The following is a 15,669-nucleotide window of genomic DNA, read 5'->3' on the forward strand; positions in this document are numbered from 1 at the left end:
TCGGGGCGCGCTTGCGACCGTCAGCCGAAGAAGATGTTGCGGCGTCCGGCCAGCAGCCGGTACAGCGTGTGCTGGATGGTCTCGCGCACCTGGTCGGTCAGCTCGAAGGTGACCATCGGGTCCTCGGCGTCGGAGGCCGCGTAGTCGCTGGTGTGGATCGGCTCGCCGAACGCGATGCGCCACTTGGACGGCAGCGGCACCAGGCCCGCGGGCCCCGCCAGCGGGAACAGCGGGGTGATCGGGAAGTAGGGCAACCCGAACAGCCGCGCCAGCAGCTTGACGTCGGCGATCATCGGATAGATCTCTTCGGAACCGACGATCGAGCACGGGACGATCGGCGCCTTGGTGCGCAGCGCCGCCGTCACGAAGCCGCCGCGCCCGAACCGTTGCAACCGGTAGCGGTCGCCGAAGCGCTTCCCCAGCCCCTTGTAGCCCTCCGGGAACACGGCGGTCAGCTCCCCGGCCGCGAGCAGCCGGTGCGCGTCGGTCGTGCAGGCCATGGTGTGGCCCGCCCTGCGGGCGGCCTCGCCGACCACCGGCAGGTCGAACACCATGTCGGCGGCCAGCAGCCGCAGGTCGCGCTGCGCGGGGTGCTCGTCGTGCACGGCTACCGACAGCATCAGCCCGTCGAACGGCAACACCCCGGCGTGGTTGGCCACCACCAACGCGGCGCCGTCGCTCGGCAGGTTTTCGATGCCGCTGACCTCGACCCGGAACCAGGACCTGAAGAAGAACCGCAGCAAAGGCCGGACGATCGCGCTGTTGAAATGCGGATCGAACCCGAATTCGTCGACGGCGTAATCGCCGGTGAGGCGCTGGCGCAAAAAGCCGGCGACCGCGGCGACCCGCTGCGCCAGTTCATTCAGCGGCGCCTCGCCCGTGGCAGACGCACCCGCGGCGCGGCGGTGCTCGTCGATTTCGCGGACGACCGCGGCGATCTGTTCGGCGGAGGCGCGGCCCCGCGGATCGGACAACAGCGAGGGGTGCTGGCGGGCCGACTCCGCCCGTTGGTCGGCTCTCCGGCGCGCCGCTACCCGAGCCCTATTCGTATGCAGTGGAATGACATTCGCTCTGGTTTCGCCAGCCACGATACCTACCTGCCCCCACCCCATGGAATTGCATTTCGGCTTCCCCAGCGCTGCGCCAACGCTATGGCACGACCCTCCAGGGAGCGTACCCGATCGGGGTCGATTATGGGAGTGAGGCCGCGGCCGCGCACGTAGTCGTCGAACGCCTCGGCCGTCGTCCATTTGGGCTGGTAGCCCAGCTCCGTCCGCATTCTGGTGGTGTCCATGACGCGGCCGTAGCTCAAATAATCAAATTGATCGCGACTGATTTCCGTATAACGGTTAGCCCGTCTCAGCGAATCCAGCGCCCAAACTCCAAATCCGGGCACCGGCACCGGAATTCGTCCGGCCCGCCGAATCGCCTGCGACAGCATGATGATGCCGTCGGCGCCGATGTTGAACGTGCCGGCCTTGCCGGCCATCGCCGCGCGCTCCAGCGCGCCCAGCGCGTCCTGCTCGTGCAGCAGCTGCAACCGCGCGTCCCGGCCCAACATCGTCGGGACCAACGGGCCGGCCAGATACCGCGACAGCGTGGTGTCCTGCGCCGGGCCGATCATGTTGGCCAGCCGCAGGATCGTCACCGCGATGTCGGGGCGGCGGCGGCCCAGCGCGCGCACGTAGCCCTCGATGTCGAGGCTGTCCTTGGCGAAGCCGCCGCGGAACGGCCGGCGGCTGCTGCTGTCCTCGGTGAACACGACGGGATCGTGCGCGCTGGACCCGTACACTTCCGAGGTCGACTTGAGCACCACGCGGCGCACCGAGGGCGCCTTCTGGCAGGCCGCGAACAGCTGCATGGCGCCCATCACGTTGATTTCCTTCAACGCCGCGGTGCCGCCCGGCCGCGGCGCGTACGACGCCGCGGCCGCATGCACCACCGTGTCGACGTCGCCATTGCGAATCACCTTGGCGATGAACGGATTACGAATGTCGGCGCGGACGAACTCGGCGCGCCCCATGCGGCGCAGCATGTCCTTGCTGGGGGCGATCGCGTCGACCGCGATGACGCTCTTGATCAACGGGTTCTGCGCGAGCCGGGCGGTCAGGTAGCCGCCCAGAAACCGGCACGCGCCGGTAACCAGCACGACTTTGGGGTAATGCACGGTGTCGCCCCCGGCGCCGCCGGCGCCGGAGCCCTCCCCGCTCGACTGATCCACCCAAACAGCCTAACGGGCACGCGGGTCGGCGGCGTTACGGCGACGTGACGGTCGGCCGGGCCTGGCTGCGGTTACTTGCCGAGTTTTCTGCGCTGCACCCGGGTCCGGCGCAGCAGCTTGCGGTGCTTCTTCTTCGACATGCGCTTGCGCCGCTTCTTGATTACTGAACCCATGAACTCCGCTATCTCGACCGGTGACCGCTTCTACAAATGACCCGGACACTTTACCCGGGGCGCAGCACCGAACGCCAAACCGGCGGTCGCGCGACCGCCGGCAGCGGCCACGCGCGCCGAAGTTCGGGTGCGCGGGTCAGCCCGCGTCGAAGTACGAAGTCTCCAGCATGTCGTGGACGGCCTTGGCGTGCACCCGGAAGGACCGCCCGACCCGAACCGCCGGCAGCTCGCCGTTGTGCACCAGGCGGTACACCGTCATCTTGGAGACGCGCATCAGCGCCGCCACCTCCGCGACGGTGAGAAATTGTGTCCTGGCCTGCTGGCCATCGCCGGAACCGGGGTCCCGCCCCTTACCAGCGGAATCTCGTGCCGATGGCCCGTTCGTAGACGTCATCGCTACCCAATCGTGTCAGGCTCGCGCAATGCCAGCGGCTTCCCCTCCGCTGGCACCCACACGTGCATACAAAGAGGAGAATAGCGGGACTAGTGGGGTTAATGGTACTGGTGAGGGACAATCAATCGGGAAATCTTGAATTATTCCGATGTAATTCTTAGCTGCTCAGAGCGCCTTTTCGCGGCCTGAACGGCCGCGTCGACGGCCCCCCGCAGCCCACCCCGCTCCAGTTCGCGCAGCGCAGCGGCCGTGGTGCCGCCGGGGGAAGTCACCGTCGCGCGCAGCTGCACCGCCGTGACGTCGGCCGCCGCCCGCACGTCGGCCCCCTCGACGCGGTCGGCCTCCATCCGCTCGAGCAGCATCGCCGCCGAGCCGGCCATGGTCTGCGCGGTCAGGTCGCTGGCGACCTCGCGGCTCAGGCCCGCCGCGACCCCGGCGTCCACCAGGGCCTCGACCATCAGAAAGAAATACGCCGGCCCCGAGCCCGACACCGCGGTCACGGCGTCCATCTGGGATTCCGGGACGACGAGCACGCCGCCGACGGAATCGAACAGCGCCGAAACCTCCGTGAGCTGCGGTTCGGTGACGAAGCGGCCCTTGGAAAGCGCGGTGACCCCCGCACCGACCAACGCGGCCGCGTTGGGCATCGCGCGGACCACCGGCGTCCCGGCCGGTAGCTTGGCTTCGAGGTAGCCGATCGTCACCCCGGCGGCGACGGTGACGAAAACCTGTTCAGCGCTGTCGATTTCGGCCGCGGCGGCCGCGCGGGCCAGCTCCTCCATCACCGTCTCGACATCGCTCGGCTTCACCGCGACGACGACGAACGTGGCGTTCTCCACCGCGTCGAGCACCGGCGCCACGCGCACCGAATAGGTGGACGCCAGGTACTTGGCGCGCTGGGGCACCCGTTCGGCCACCACCAGGTCCTTGACCTGCCGGCCCGCGCGCAGCAGGCCCGACAGCAGCGCCTCGCCGATGCTGCCGCCGCCGATGATCGCGATTCTTGCCATGGGAGGAAAGCATTCCAGACATCGCCTACTGGCGAGCGGCAGGGACCAACGCCAGCTGCCGCGCCTGCACGACGAGGCGGCCCAGGCTGTCCACCACGATGTGGTCCTCGTCGAACCAGTCGTGACCGATTTCCATGCAGGTCGCGACGATGCGCAGCCAGCCATCGGCCGGCACGGCCCGCAGGAAGGCGGTGAGCTGGACGGTGGGTGCCCAGCCGGTGCGGTCCACCGCGAAGGTGACCGGCGCCGACAGGTCACCGCACATGAGCGCGAACAGCGCGTCGGGGGCGACGCCACGGGGGCGGGCCCACATCTGGATCACCGGCGGTCCCCCGCCGGCGCCGGGGCGCATCGTCGACAGCAGCGGCCGCACGTCGCACCCCTCGCCCAGGTGCACCAGGCCGGCCAGCGGGTGGCCGGGCCCGATCGGCTCCACGTCGTCGGGCGGTTCGGGTGCCATGAGATCCAGGACGGGGTTCGCCGAAAGCAGCGGCGCGACGTTACCGCCCGGCGGAAAGTGTTCCGGCTCGCCGAGGTTGACCACGGCGTGCACCGCGGTGCGCCCGCCCTGGGTGAGCTCGACGTCGACGACGCTGATCCGGCGCCCGCGCTTGCGCACCGACGTCACCAGCTGCATGGCGCCCGGGTCGGGAGCCGACAAGAAGCTCGCCGACACGGCCACCGGTTCCACGGCCGCCTCGAGCCCGCCCGCACGGCACGCGGTGCGGGCGGCGTTGGCGCACAGCGCCACCATCGCGCCGCCGTGCACCTTGGGCCCGATGGTCCAGCGCTTGTCGAGCTCGCCCTCGTACAGGTCGGGGCCGACCTCCCGCAACGCCATCGCGGAGGTGAATAACGCGTTCATGAGACTCCTGGAGGATCACCGCATGAGGTGGGTGCGGGCGAACTGCAACGATTCGACGAGCATGGCTTCGCGCTCGTGGGCCGAGCGCGCGCTGGACGTGGAAACCTCGAGGATCACGTGCCCGGCGAAGCGGCCGCCGGCGAGCATCTGGCACACCTCGGCGGTGGGTTGCGTGCCGCGCCCGGGCACCAGATGCTCGTCCACGGGCAGCCCATTGCCGTCGCACAGGTGCAGGTGGACCAGGCCCGCGCCCATCCGCCGGGCCATTTCCAGCGAATCGGTGCCCGCGGTCGCGGTGTGGGAGAGGTCCAGCGTGTAGTGGGCGTGGTTGCCGTCCAGCGGGTCGTAGGACGGCGAGAACGCCGAGATCGCCGGGCCCGGGCCGCCGCCGCGGCGGCGCATCCGTTCCAGCGACTGGCCGGTGCCGAAAAACCGGTCCGCCCGGAACGGGAACATGTTCTCCACGGCGACCAGCACGCCGCTGCCCGCCTCCAGGGCCGAGACCTGCTCGCTGAAGCCCTCGGCGTAGCGCCGCTGCCAGCGGAACGGTGGATGGACGACGACCGTCTGCGCGTCCAGCTTTTCGGCGGCGCGCACGCTGCGCTCCAGCTTGGGAATCGGGTTGGCGCCCCACACGCGCTGCGAGATCAACAGGCAGGGCGCGTGCACGGACAGCACCGGGACGCGATAGCGCCGAGACAGCTTCCTGACGGCGTCGATGTCCTGGCTGACCGCCTCGCCCCACACCATCAGCTCGACGCCGTCGTAGCCGAGCCTGGCGGCGTATTCGAAGGCGGCCTCGGCCCGCAGCGGGTACACCGAGGCCGTCGACAGGCCGACTTTGATTGCGGGGCGCAAGGTCTTTGGGGGTCTGTGAAGGGTGTGCCTAGCCCGACTGCAACGACAGCACCAAGGGGCCCAGGGTGATCAACGCCCCCACCGCGACGGCGATCAGCGTGCTGGCGATGTCCTCGGTTTTGCGGACCACCCGCACCCCGACGACCAGGCCGAGGATGACCAGCACCGAGAGCACCAACGCCACGATGCTGTTCCATCGCCACAGCTCGTCGAACGCGACAAACAGGCCGGCCCCGAACGCCACGGCCAGGATCGACTGGAACACGATCAGGCTGCCGCGCCACAGCGACTCGAACCGGCCCGGCGCCGCGCGGCGCTCCTCGGCCTCGGTGTCGAGGTCGTCGCCGACCTCCACGTCTTCGGCGGTCAGCGAGTCCGCGGACGACCCGCCGCGCCGCCGGGCCACCTCGTCGGCCAGCGTCTGCCCCCCGAACAGCGTGGAATCCGGCCCCAGGTAGGAGCGCACGTAGGCGGAATCCTCGGCGGCCGGCTCGGCGTCGCGCACCTCGGAGTCCATCACGTCCACCGGGATGTCGGCGTAGTGATCCAGCGGGTCGGGGCTCATGTCCTCGGCGCCGGACTGGCCGCCGCGCTCGGCGGGAACCTCGGTGTGCGGCAGCGGTCGCGGGTAGGCGCTGCGCTCCGGCCCGGTCAGACCCCGGGGCGGCGGCGGCGACTTCGGCCAGCGCGGCTCGGGTTCGGACCAGTACGGGGTCTTGCCGGGTTCCTCGGCGACTTCGCCGGGCACGGTTTCGGGCTCGGGGACCGGTTCGGCGACCTGCACACCCGCGTCGGCATCGTGCTCAGCCGTTTGGTCGGTGGCTTGGTCGGACGGGTCGCGGACGACCGGAATCTCACCGGTGAGCTCGGCGACCGTCACCGCGTCGCTGTCGCCGCGGCGGCGGCGGCGCCGCCGGGTGACCGCCGGGGCCCCGATCGTTCCGTTCCGGGCCAGCAATTCGGCCACCGAGATGGGGCGGCCGGAAGCCTCTTGCTCCGTGGTGTCGGAGTGTGGTCCGGTCATGACTTGCCGCCTCGGTTCGCGTTCCGGTCAGATTTCTGACCTCCAGCATCGCGCAACGAACGCTCGACGAGCGCACTTCCGTCCGCTTCGCTGTCGAGTTTGCGCAAGATGAGACCCTCCCGCAGCGCCCACGGGCAGATATCCACCTCTTCGATCGACAGCCCTCGCATACTTGCCTCCGCCACCAGCGCACCCGCCACGATCTGCGGCGCTCGCTCGGCGCTCACTCCTTCCAATTCAGCCCGGTCGGCGGTCGTCATCCTAGAGATGAAAGCTATGAGTTGTCTGAGGCCGTTTGCCGTGAGCGTCCGCTTCACCCGCGGTCCGGCGGCCGACGGCGCCGCTCCGGTGAGCCGGGCCAGCGAACGGAACGTCTTCGACGTCGCGACCGCGAGGTCGGGGGCGCCGGCGTCGAGCACCGTCTGGCAGGTTTTCGCCAGCTCGGCGTCCAGCCAGTCCCGCAGCATCGCCACCCGGCGCCGGCCGGGTGGATCGTCGGGCAGCCATTCGCGGGTCAGCCGCCCCGCGCCCAGCGGCAACGACAGCGCCACCTCGGGTTCCTCGTCGACGCCGCTGGACAGCTCCAGCGACCCCCCGCCGATGTCCAGGTTGATGATGCGTCCCGCGCTCCACCCGTACCAGCGGCGCACCGCCAAAAACGTCAGCCGGGACTCGTCGACGCCGCGCAGCGCCTGCAGTTCGACGCCGGTCTCCTTGCGCACCCGGGACAGGACGTCGTCGGAGTTCTCGGCGTCGCGGACCGCCGACGTGGCGAAGGCCATGAGCTCCTCGCAGCCGGAGCTGTCGGCGATCTTGGCGAACTCGTCGATCGTGGACACCAACTTGTCGGCGCCGCGCTTGGTGATCTTGCCCGAGCCGTCGATGGACTCCGAGAGGCGCAGCGTCGCCTTGGTCGAACTCATGGGCGTCGGGTGCCCACCGCGGTGGGCATCGACCACCAGCAGATGAACCGTGTTGCTGCCCACGTCGAGCACGCCTAACCGCACAGCAACAACCTATCGGTGGTCGGCCCGCGTCGTGGGCGGAGGTCGCCGGTGTTGTGGTCTAACGTTGACGGTGTGGGGAATTCGCACCCGGCGGCGGGTCAAGAGGTCGAGCTGGACTTCGCCCGTGAATGGGTCGAGTTCTACGACCCGGACAACCCCGAGCACCTGATCGCGGCCGACCTCACCTGGCTGCTGTCGCGGTGGACGTGTGTGTTCGGCACGCCGGCCTGCCGCGGCACGGTGGCCGGCCGCCCGAACGACGGCTGCTGCTCGCACGGCGCGTTCCTGTCCGACGACGACGACCGCGCCCGGCTGGACGACGCGGTGAAGACGCTGACCGACGACGATTGGCAGTTCCGCGAAAAGGGCTTGGGCCGCAAGGGCTATCTGGAACTCGACGAGCACGAAGGCGAGCCCCAGTACCGCACCCGCAAATACAAGGACGCCTGCATCTTCCTCAACCGGCCCGGCTTCGCCGCCGGCGCCGGATGCGCGCTGCACACCAAGGCCCTCAAACTGGGCGTGCCGCCGCTGACCATGAAGCCCGATGTCTGCTGGCAGCTGCCGATCCGGCGCAGCCAGGAATGGGTGACGCTGCCCGACGGCACGGAAATCCTCAAAACCTGGGTCACCGAATACGATCGCCGCGGCTGGGGTTCCGGCGGCGCGGACCTGCACTGGTACTGCACCGGCGATCCTGCCGCCCACACCGGCGCCAAGCAGGTGTGGGAAAGCCTGGCCGACGAGCTCACCGAGCTGCTGGGCCCCAAGGCCTATGCGGAGCTGGCGGCGATGTGCAAGCGCCGCAGCAAGTTAGGGCTCATCGCGGTGCACCCGGCGACGCGGATCGCCGAATAGCCGCTCAGCTGGCCTGGGTTTTCATGTAGGACAACACCATTCGCAACGCGCTGGCCTGCAGGTAACCCTCGACCGCCGCGGCGGCGGCCGTCGCGTCGCCCGTCAGCACGGCGTCGGTGATGGCGCGCAGGTCGGCCACCACCGGGTCGGCGTCGTCGTAGGCCGCGGTGAGCTCGTGCTCGCGGCCGCCGAACGCGTGCTCGACCCAGCGGTACAACAACCCCAGCGCGCGGTTGCGCGTGCCGTGGATGAGCACGCGGAAGTAGGCGAGGTCGGCGGCCTGGCGCTCGGCGGGGCCCTCCGCCCCGGCCACCGCGGCCAACGCGGCCCGCAACGCCTCGGCGTCCTCGGGCGCGCCCCGCTGCGCCGCCAGGCGGCCGATCAGCGGGCCCAGCGCCGCGCGGATCTCCAGCAGCTCGGCCAGGAACTCGGGCCCGAGCCTGCGTACCAGCGCCTCGACGACCGCGGGGTGGGTGAGGGCCTCGGGGTCGCACACGACGTTGCCGCTGCCGTGGCGGGCCTCGATGAGGCCCATCTGCTGCAGCCGGGCCAGCCCCTGGCGCAGCGACGTGCGGTTGACACCCAGTTGTTCGGCCAGCTCGCGCTCGGGCGGCAGGGTCGAACCCGGCGGGAAGGCGCCGTCGAGGATCGCGTCGGCGATCGACCCGGCGATCTGTTCGTCGACCCGCTGGCGATCCGGCGGCTGCAGCACACTTGACTGGTTCATTGGCTCAACCAATATAGTGGACCCACCGACGGGAGGTGAGCATTGGACGACGAGTTTCGCTCGGCCGCGGCCCCACGCTGGCGGGGCAGGCCCGGCCGCCTGGAAGTCTGGTACGCCACCCTGTCGGATCCGCGGACCCGCGCGGCGCTGTGGATCCACTGCGAGACGGTGGCGCCGCTGAGCGGTGCGGCGTACGCGCACGGCTGGGCGACCTGGTTCCCGCCCGACGGCCGGCCGCGCACCGAGCGGTTCGGCCCCGAACCCGCCCGGCCCGCGGCCGGCGCGGCCTGGTTCGACGCCGCCGGGGTGCGGGTGGCCCGGGAGGAGCTGGCGGGGCGCGCCGGGTCGCTTTCGTGGGACCTGTCCTGGAAGGACGACGACGCGCCGCTGTGGACGTTTCCGCGCGCCGCGTGGGAGCGGGAGTTGCTGCCGGGCGCCCAGGTGGTCGTCGCCCCCACCGCCGAGTTCACCGGGTCGCTGACCCGTTCTCAAGCCGACACCGCTTTGCGCCTCGAGGGGTGGCGCGGCGGCGTCGCGCACATCTATGGGCACGGCAACGCCAAGCGCTGGGGCTGGCTGCATGCCGACCTTTCGTGCGGGGGAAGCGACGGTGACGTCGTGGAAGCGGTCACGGCCGTCTCCCACAAACCGGGGTTGCGCAGGCTGGCGCCGATGGCGTTCGTCCGCTTCCGCATCGACGGAAGGGATTGGCCCACAAATCCTTTGCCGTCGTTACGGATGCGCACCACCCTGGGCGTGCGGCACTGGCAGCTGGAGGGCCGCATCGGCGGCCGCCAGGTGCTGATCCGCGTCGACCAGCCGCCCGAGAGATGCGTCAGCCTGGGCTACACCGACCCCGACGGCGGCAAGGCGGTGTGCACGAACACCGAGCAGGCCGACATCCACATCGACATCGACGACCGGCACTGGTCGGTGCTGGGCACCGGGCACGCCGAGGTCGGGCTGCGCGGCGCCGAGGCACCCGACATCGACGAAGGGACACCAGCGTGAGCTTTCTTTTCGACCCGCCGCTGCTGTTTGCCGCCGGGGTGCTGATCGAGCGGCGGGTGCCGTCGGACCGCCGCGACCTCGCCGAGGCCGCAACTCTCGGCGTCTTCTTCGGCGGCTCGTTCGGGCTCTACAACAACGTGCCCGGCCTCGGGGTGCTGTGGCGGCCCTTCCGCGCGCAGAATGGGCGCGACTTCATGTGGAACAGCGGCGTTTTCGGTGTCGACACGGTCAAAGCCGACTGGCCGTTGCACGCGGCCGCCGGCGGCATCTTCGCGACCTACCCGTTCTTCATCAAGATGGGGCGCCGGCTCGGGCGCCGGATATGAGCCGCCTCGCCGATCGGGTGCGGGCCTCGGCGGCGTCATTCGGTTGTGCGCTGCTCCCCGCGGAGCACGGCGGCCCGCCGCCGGACGAGCTGGTCGCGCGCGTCGAGCGCTACCTCCGGCGGCTGCCACCGACGACGCGGGCGGCCATGCGGGCCGGGATGCTCGCGGTGGCCGCGGCGAGCTACCTGACCACCGGGCGGCCGCTGGCTCGGCTGGACCCCGGCCAGCGCGACCGGGTGTTGCGGCGCGTGGCCGCGCTCGGCCCGGACGCCGGGCTGGCCATCGAGGCCGCGAAGGCGATCGTCTTGCTGGCCAACGGCGCCGAAACCTATGCGCCGGAACTACTTTCGCGCGCGCAGAAGCACGACCCGGCGCGCCCGGATGCGCCCCTGGCCATCACCCCCGCCGCGGAGAGCCGCTCCGTCGTCACCGCGGACGCCGTCGTCGTGGGGTCCGGCGCCGGCGGCGCCATGGCGGCCCGCACCCTGGCGCGCGCCGGCCTCGACACCGTCGTGCTCGAGGAGGGCCGGCGCTGGACGGTCGAGGAGTTCCGCTCCACCCACCCGATCGAGCGCTACGCCGGGCTGTACCGCGGCGCGGGGACGACCATCGCGCTGGGGCGCCCGTCGGTGGTGCTGCCGGTCGGGCGGGCGGTGGGGGGCACCACCGTGGTGAATTCCGGCACCTGTTACCGGCCGCCGGCCGCGGTGACGGCGCGCTGGCGCGACGAGTTCGGCCTCGGGCTGGCCGATGCGGACCGGATGTCCGAGCGCCTCGACGACGTCGAGCGCACGCTGCGGGTGGCGCCGGTACCGCTGGAGATCATGGGGCGCAACGGGCGCCTGCTGCTGGAGGCCGCCGCGACGCTGGGCTGGCGCGCGGCGCCGATTCCCCGCAACGCGCCGGGCTGTGCGGGTTGCTGCCAGTGCGCGATCGGGTGCCCGCGCAACGCCAAGTTCGGCGTGCACCTCAACGCGCTGCCGCAGGCGTGTGAGGCGGGCGCGCGGATCGTCTCCGAGGCCCGCGTCGAGCGGGTGCTGCACTCGCGCGGGCGCGCCCGCGGCGTACGGGCCCGCCGGCCCGACGGCACGGCCATCGACATCCTCGCCGACACCGTCGTCGTCGCCGCCGGCGCCACCGAGACGCCGGGGCTGCTGCGGCGCAGCGGGTTTGGCCATCCACGCCTCGGCCGCAACCTCGCGCTGCATCCGGCGACGGTCCTCGCCGGGCGTTTCGACGACGAGGTCGTCGCGTGGCACGGCGTGCTGCAGAGCGCTGCCGTGCACGAGTTCCACGAGTCGAACGGCGTGCTGATCGAGGCGACCTCCACGCCGCCGGGGATGGGATCGATGGTCTTTCCCGGCTACGGCGCCGAGCTGCTGGGCTGGCTGGACCGCGCGCCGCGGGTCGCCACTTTCGGGGCCATGGTGGCCGACCGCGGCGTCGGCTCGGTGTCATCGGTGCGCGGCGAGACGCTGGTGCGCTACAGCATCGCCCGCGACGACGTCGCCAAGCTGATGGTGGCGCTCGAGGCGATGGGCCGGTTGCTGTTCGCCGCCGGCGCGGTCGAGGTGCTCACCGGCCTGCCCGGCGCGATGACCGTGACGTCGCTGCCCGCGCTGCGCGATGCGCTGGGCCGCAGCGACCCGCGGGGCCTGCACCTGGCGGCCTTCCACCCCACCGGCACCGCGGCCGCCGGCGCCGACGAGCAGCGATGCCCGGTCGACGGGACGGGGCGGCTGCGCGGGGTGGACGGCGTGTGGGTCGCCGACGCGTCGATCCTGCCCAGCTGCCCGGAGGTCAACCCGCAGCTGTCGATCATGGCGCTGGCGTTGGGCGTGGCCGACGAGGTCGTCGGCGCGCGGTGATCGAGTGTGTTAAGAACGGTGCGTGCCGATCCCCGACTTCATCGTCGAGCTTCGCCGCGCGGTGGGCCGCGCGCCGCTGTGGTTGGCCGGAATCACGGCCGTCACGATCCGTGGCCGCAAAACGTTGCTCGTCAAGCGCTCGGATAACGGCGCCTGGACGGCGGTGACGGGCATCGTCGAACCCGGCGAAAACCCGGCCGATTGCGCCGCGCGCGAAGTGCGCGAGGAAACGGGGGTCGAAGCCCGGGCCACCAGGCTCGCGTGGGTGCATGTCACCCAGCCGGCCGTACACGCCAACGGGGATCGCGCCCAGTACCTCGATCACGTCTTCCGGATGCGGTGGCTATCCGGCGAACCGTTCGCAGCCGACGACGAGTGCACCGAGGCGGCGTGGTTCGACCTCGATGACCTTCCGCCGATGACGGAGAACATGCGCCGGCGTATCGCGTTGAGCGCCAGCGACGATGCCCGGACGCTTTTCGACGCCGAGGGTTAGCCCTCGAGCTTGTACCCCAGGCCCCGCACCGTGACCAGATGCACCGGGTTGGCCGGGTCGGCCTCGATCTTGGACCGCAGGCGCTTGACGTGGACGTCGAGCGTCTTGGTGTCGCCGACGTAGTCCGCCCCCCATACCCGATCGATCAGCTGCCCGCGGGTCAGCACCCGCCCGCTGTTGCGCATCAGGTATTCGAGGAGGTCGAACTCCTTGAGCGGCAAGGTGATCGTTTCCCCATTGACCGAGACGATGTGGCGCTCGACATCCATCCGCACCGGGCCGGACTCCAGCACACCATCGCCGACCTCGGCGTCGTCGTCGCCGCCCCGGCGCAGCACCGCGCGGATCCGCGCGATCAACTCGCGCGCCGAATACGGCTTCGTCACATAGTCATCCGCGCCCAGCTCGAGGCCGACAACCTTGTCGATCTCGCTGTCGCGCGCGGTCACCATGATCACCGGGACGCTGGAACGGGCGCGCAGCTGCTTGCACACGTCGGTGCCCGACATCCCGGGCAGCATCAGGTCCAGCAGCACGATGTCGGCACCGACGCGATCGAACTCGGCCAGCGCCGCGGGCCCGTCGGTCATCACGGTGGCCTCAAAGCCCTCCTTGCGCAACAGGAACGCCAGCGGATCGGCCAGCGACTCCTCGTCCTCCACGATCAGCACACTGGTCATGCGCGCCACTCCTCTTCATCGCTGCGCACTGCATGGTCGTTCGCGCGGGTCATGCGCTCAGTTCTTCCTCTCGTTGTGAGCCCCTCGGCCGCACCTCGCGGCCCCGGGGCTCGGCGGCTTTCTCGCCGTCTTGATATGCCGGAATGGACAGGGTGAAGGTCGAGCCGGTTCCCGGCTTGCTCCACACGCCGATGCTGCCGTTGTGGTTGGCCGCAACGTGTTTGACGATGGCAAGCCCCAGGCCGCTGCCGCCGGTGTCCCGCGAACGCGCCTTGTCCCCGCGGAAGAACCGCTCGAAGACGCGCGCCTGGTCTTCCAGGGCGATCCCGATGCCGCGGTCGGTCACGGCGATCTCGACGTTGTCACCGCGGCGGCGGCGGCTGACCGACACCGGTGAACCCGGGGGCGAATACGCGATCGCGTTGGACACCAGGTTGGCCAGCGCGGTCACCAGCAGTCTCTCGTCGCCCAGCACCCGCAGGCCGCTGGGGGCATCGGTGCGAATCTCGATGTCGGCGGTATCGGCGGCCACCTTGTGGCGTGAAATCGCCTCGGAGACAACGGTGTCCACATCGACGTCGGTCACGTTGCGCAACCGCTCGGCGCCCTCCAGCCGGGACAGCTCGATGAGCTCGCCGATCATGTCCCCCAGCCGGTTCGCTTCGACCAGCACCCGCTCCGCGAAGCGGCGAACGGTTTCGGGGTCGTCGGCGGAAGCCAGCAGCGCCTCGGCCAGCAGCGCCATCGCGCCCACCGGCGTCTTGAGCTCGTGGCTGACGTTGGCCACGAAGTCGCGCCGGGTCGCTTCCATGCGGGCATAGTCGGACTGGTCGTAGACGAACACCACGGCGAACCGGCGGTCCTCCTCGCTCAGCAACCGGGCGTGCCCGCGCACCGAAAGCCCGGCGCGGACCCCCGCGCGTTTCGGCGGTCGCAGGTCGAACTCGACGTCGGTACCGGTGAGCGCCTGCTGTGCGGCCTGCCAGGCCTGGTTGTCGAGTTGGCGTTCGCGCACCAGGCCCAATTCCGTGGCCCGGTGGTTGAGGTAGACGACGTCGCGGTGCGCGTCCACCACCGCGGCGCCCAACGGCATCTGCTCCACGATGCGCTGCAGCATCTGCGCCACGGTGATGCCCGCCCATCCGGTGGCACGCTGCCGGCGGCGCTGGACCGCCCGCGGCGCCCACCGGACCCCGGCCGCAACGCCGACAGCCAGCGCCAGCACGGACAAAACCCCGGCCAGCAACAGGGCCGAGAACACGGTCACGCCCCAAATTCTACAAATCCGGTGAACGCCGCCCTAGCGCAGCGAGGCCGAAATCGGACAAGTCACACCTTGCCCCACAGGTGTTCGGCTTCCGTTCACGCGGTGTTTAGCAACCCGGCCCTCAGCCCCGCCCCTGGCCGGCAACCGCGGCCGCGCCGGCCGCGGCCGCCTCCGGGTCCAGGTAGGTGCCGCCGGGCTGCACCGGCCGCATGCTGGCGTCCAGGTCGTAGCGCAGCGGAATGCCGGTCGGGATGTTCAGCCCCACGATGTCCTCGTCGGACATGTTGTCCAGGTGCTTGACCAGGGCGCGCAGCGAATTGCCGTGGGCGACGATGAGCACCGTCTTGCCGGTGCGCAGATCGGGGACGACGACGTCGGTGAAATACGGCAGGAAGCGCACGACCACGTCGGCGAGGCACTCGGTCAGCGGGCCGCCGCCGATGTTGGCGTAGCGGGGGTCGGCGTCCTGGCTGAATTCGCTGCCGCGCTCGATCGGCGGGGGCGGCGTGTCGTAGCTGCGCCGCCACGCCATGAATTGGTCCTCGCCGTAGCGCTCCTTGGTCTCGGCCTTGTTCAGCCCCTGCAGCGCACCGTAGTGGCGTTCGTTGAGCCGCCAGCTGCGCCGCACCGGTATCCACAGCCGATCGGCGGCGTCGAGCGCCAGGTGTGCGGTGGTGATCGCCCGGCGCAGCAGCGAGGTGTAGAGCACGTCGGGCAGCAGGTGATGTTCGGCCAGCAACTCGCCGCTGCGGATCGCCTCGGCGCGGCCCTTTTCCGTCAGCCCGACGTCGACCCAGCCCGTGAACAGGTTGCGCGCATTCCAGTCGCTCTCGCCGTGACGCAGCAGTACCAGCGTCGCAGTGTCACCCATGCCGGTCAGTCTC

18 protein-coding genes are annotated in these 15,669 nt (G+C 70.7%); 5 read left to right on the forward strand and 13 right to left on the reverse strand.

The features are described 5' to 3' along the window. Positions 1 to 20 precede the first annotated feature (20 nt). The 9 genes from BST11_RS01105 to BST11_RS01145 form a co-directional block, all read right to left on the reverse strand. Positions 21 to 1,112, reverse strand: a complete 1,092-nt coding sequence (locus BST11_RS01105; RefSeq protein ID WP_142276144.1) for a lysophospholipid acyltransferase family protein — start codon at positions 1,110 to 1,112, stop codon at positions 21 to 23. Beyond that, positions 1,094 to 2,221, reverse strand: a complete 1,128-nt coding sequence (locus BST11_RS01110) for an SDR family oxidoreductase (RefSeq protein WP_083136176.1) — start codon at positions 2,219 to 2,221, stop codon at positions 1,094 to 1,096. Before BST11_RS01110 ends, BST11_RS01105 begins: the two co-directional genes overlap by 19 nt. 71 nt (positions 2,222 to 2,292) lie before the next feature. Next, entirely contained in the window at positions 2,293 to 2,394 is a 102-nt protein-coding gene (locus BST11_RS01115; protein ID WP_003402602.1) for a 30S ribosomal protein bS22, read from the reverse strand. Positions 2,395 to 2,530: 136 nt separating this feature from the next. Then, a complete protein-coding gene (locus BST11_RS01120) occupies positions 2,531 to 2,788 on the reverse strand; it encodes a cell division/environmental response transcriptional regulator (RefSeq protein WP_067324510.1) in 258 nt (85 codons plus the stop codon). 140 nt (positions 2,789 to 2,928) lie between these two features. Then, positions 2,929 to 3,798: a pyrroline-5-carboxylate reductase gene (proC, locus tag BST11_RS01125; protein ID WP_083136177.1), complete on the reverse strand. Its 870-nt coding sequence runs from the start codon at positions 3,796 to 3,798 to the stop codon at positions 2,929 to 2,931. Positions 3,799 to 3,823: 25 nt separating this feature from the next. Continuing rightward, positions 3,824 to 4,663 (reverse strand): thioesterase family protein, encoded by an 840-nt coding sequence (locus BST11_RS01130; RefSeq protein WP_083136178.1) that lies wholly within the window; start codon positions 4,661 to 4,663, stop codon positions 3,824 to 3,826. A 15-nt stretch (positions 4,664 to 4,678) separates the two neighbouring features. Next, entirely contained in the window at positions 4,679 to 5,521 is an 843-nt protein-coding gene (locus BST11_RS01135) for a sugar phosphate isomerase/epimerase family protein (RefSeq protein ID WP_083136179.1), read from the reverse strand. Between the two features lie 28 nt (positions 5,522 to 5,549). Beyond that, entirely contained in the window at positions 5,550 to 6,545 is a 996-nt protein-coding gene (locus BST11_RS01140; RefSeq protein ID WP_083136180.1) for a hypothetical protein, read from the reverse strand. Further along, positions 6,542 to 7,552: a Ppx/GppA family phosphatase gene (locus BST11_RS01145; RefSeq protein ID WP_083136181.1), complete on the reverse strand. Its 1,011-nt coding sequence runs from the start codon at positions 7,550 to 7,552 to the stop codon at positions 6,542 to 6,544. The genes BST11_RS01140 and BST11_RS01145 overlap by 4 nt, the downstream gene beginning before the upstream one ends. Positions 7,553 to 7,624: 72 nt before the next feature. On the opposite strand from BST11_RS01145, the gene BST11_RS01150 reads away from it, so the two are divergent. Further along, positions 7,625 to 8,410, forward strand: coding sequence for a DUF3109 family protein (locus BST11_RS01150; RefSeq protein WP_211284587.1), 786 nt, complete (start codon positions 7,625 to 7,627; stop codon positions 8,408 to 8,410). Between the two features lie 4 nt (positions 8,411 to 8,414). Here BST11_RS01150 and BST11_RS01155 read toward each other — a convergent pair whose 3' ends face one another. After that, positions 8,415 to 9,137: a FadR/GntR family transcriptional regulator gene (locus BST11_RS01155; RefSeq protein WP_083136182.1), complete on the reverse strand. Its 723-nt coding sequence runs from the start codon at positions 9,135 to 9,137 to the stop codon at positions 8,415 to 8,417. A 42-nt stretch (positions 9,138 to 9,179) separates the two neighbouring features. Between BST11_RS01155 and BST11_RS01160 the strand changes: the two genes are divergently transcribed. From BST11_RS01160 to BST11_RS01175, 4 genes are read left to right on the forward strand one after another with little or no spacing between them, the layout of a single operon-like run. Next, complete coding sequence (locus tag BST11_RS01160; protein ID WP_083136183.1) at positions 9,180 to 10,148, forward strand: hypothetical protein; 969 nt, start codon at positions 9,180 to 9,182, stop codon at positions 10,146 to 10,148. Further along, complete coding sequence (locus tag BST11_RS01165) at positions 10,145 to 10,474, forward strand: hypothetical protein (protein WP_083136184.1); 330 nt, start codon at positions 10,145 to 10,147, stop codon at positions 10,472 to 10,474. The genes BST11_RS01160 and BST11_RS01165 overlap by 4 nt, the downstream gene beginning before the upstream one ends. Then, the gene (locus tag BST11_RS01170) at positions 10,471 to 12,342 is read left to right on the forward strand and encodes a GMC family oxidoreductase N-terminal domain-containing protein (RefSeq protein ID WP_083136185.1); all 1,872 of its coding nucleotides are present in this window, start codon (positions 10,471 to 10,473) and stop codon (positions 12,340 to 12,342) included. The genes BST11_RS01165 and BST11_RS01170 overlap by 4 nt, the downstream gene beginning before the upstream one ends. Before the next feature lie 22 nt (positions 12,343 to 12,364). Beyond that, positions 12,365 to 12,838 carry an NUDIX hydrolase gene (locus tag BST11_RS01175; RefSeq protein ID WP_083136186.1) on the forward strand — a complete coding sequence of 158 codons (474 nt, stop codon included), beginning with the start codon at positions 12,365 to 12,367 and terminating at the stop codon, positions 12,836 to 12,838. On the opposite strand, the gene regX is transcribed toward BST11_RS01175, so the two are convergent. The 3 genes from regX to BST11_RS01190 all read right to left on the reverse strand — a co-directional run bounded on the left by regX (position 12,835) and on the right by BST11_RS01190 (position 15,656). Next, positions 12,835 to 13,518 carry a two-component sensory transduction protein RegX gene (gene regX, locus BST11_RS01180; protein WP_067324607.1) on the reverse strand — a complete coding sequence of 228 codons (684 nt, stop codon included), beginning with the start codon at positions 13,516 to 13,518 and terminating at the stop codon, positions 12,835 to 12,837. The two genes, BST11_RS01175 and regX, sit on opposite strands and share 4 nt — an antisense overlap. A gap of 49 nt (positions 13,519 to 13,567) precedes the next feature. Beyond that, positions 13,568 to 14,785 (reverse strand): sensor histidine kinase, encoded by a 1,218-nt coding sequence (locus BST11_RS01185; protein ID WP_142276146.1) that lies wholly within the window; start codon positions 14,783 to 14,785, stop codon positions 13,568 to 13,570. Positions 14,786 to 14,906: 121 nt separating this feature from the next. Continuing rightward, positions 14,907 to 15,656 (reverse strand): phosphoglyceromutase, encoded by a 750-nt coding sequence (locus tag BST11_RS01190; protein WP_083136187.1) that lies wholly within the window; start codon positions 15,654 to 15,656, stop codon positions 14,907 to 14,909. Between the last annotated feature and the right edge of the window lie 13 nt (positions 15,657 to 15,669).

The organism is Mycobacterium alsense, assembly GCF_002086635.1.
Lineage (GTDB): Bacteria > Actinomycetota > Actinomycetes > Mycobacteriales > Mycobacteriaceae > Mycobacterium > Mycobacterium alsense.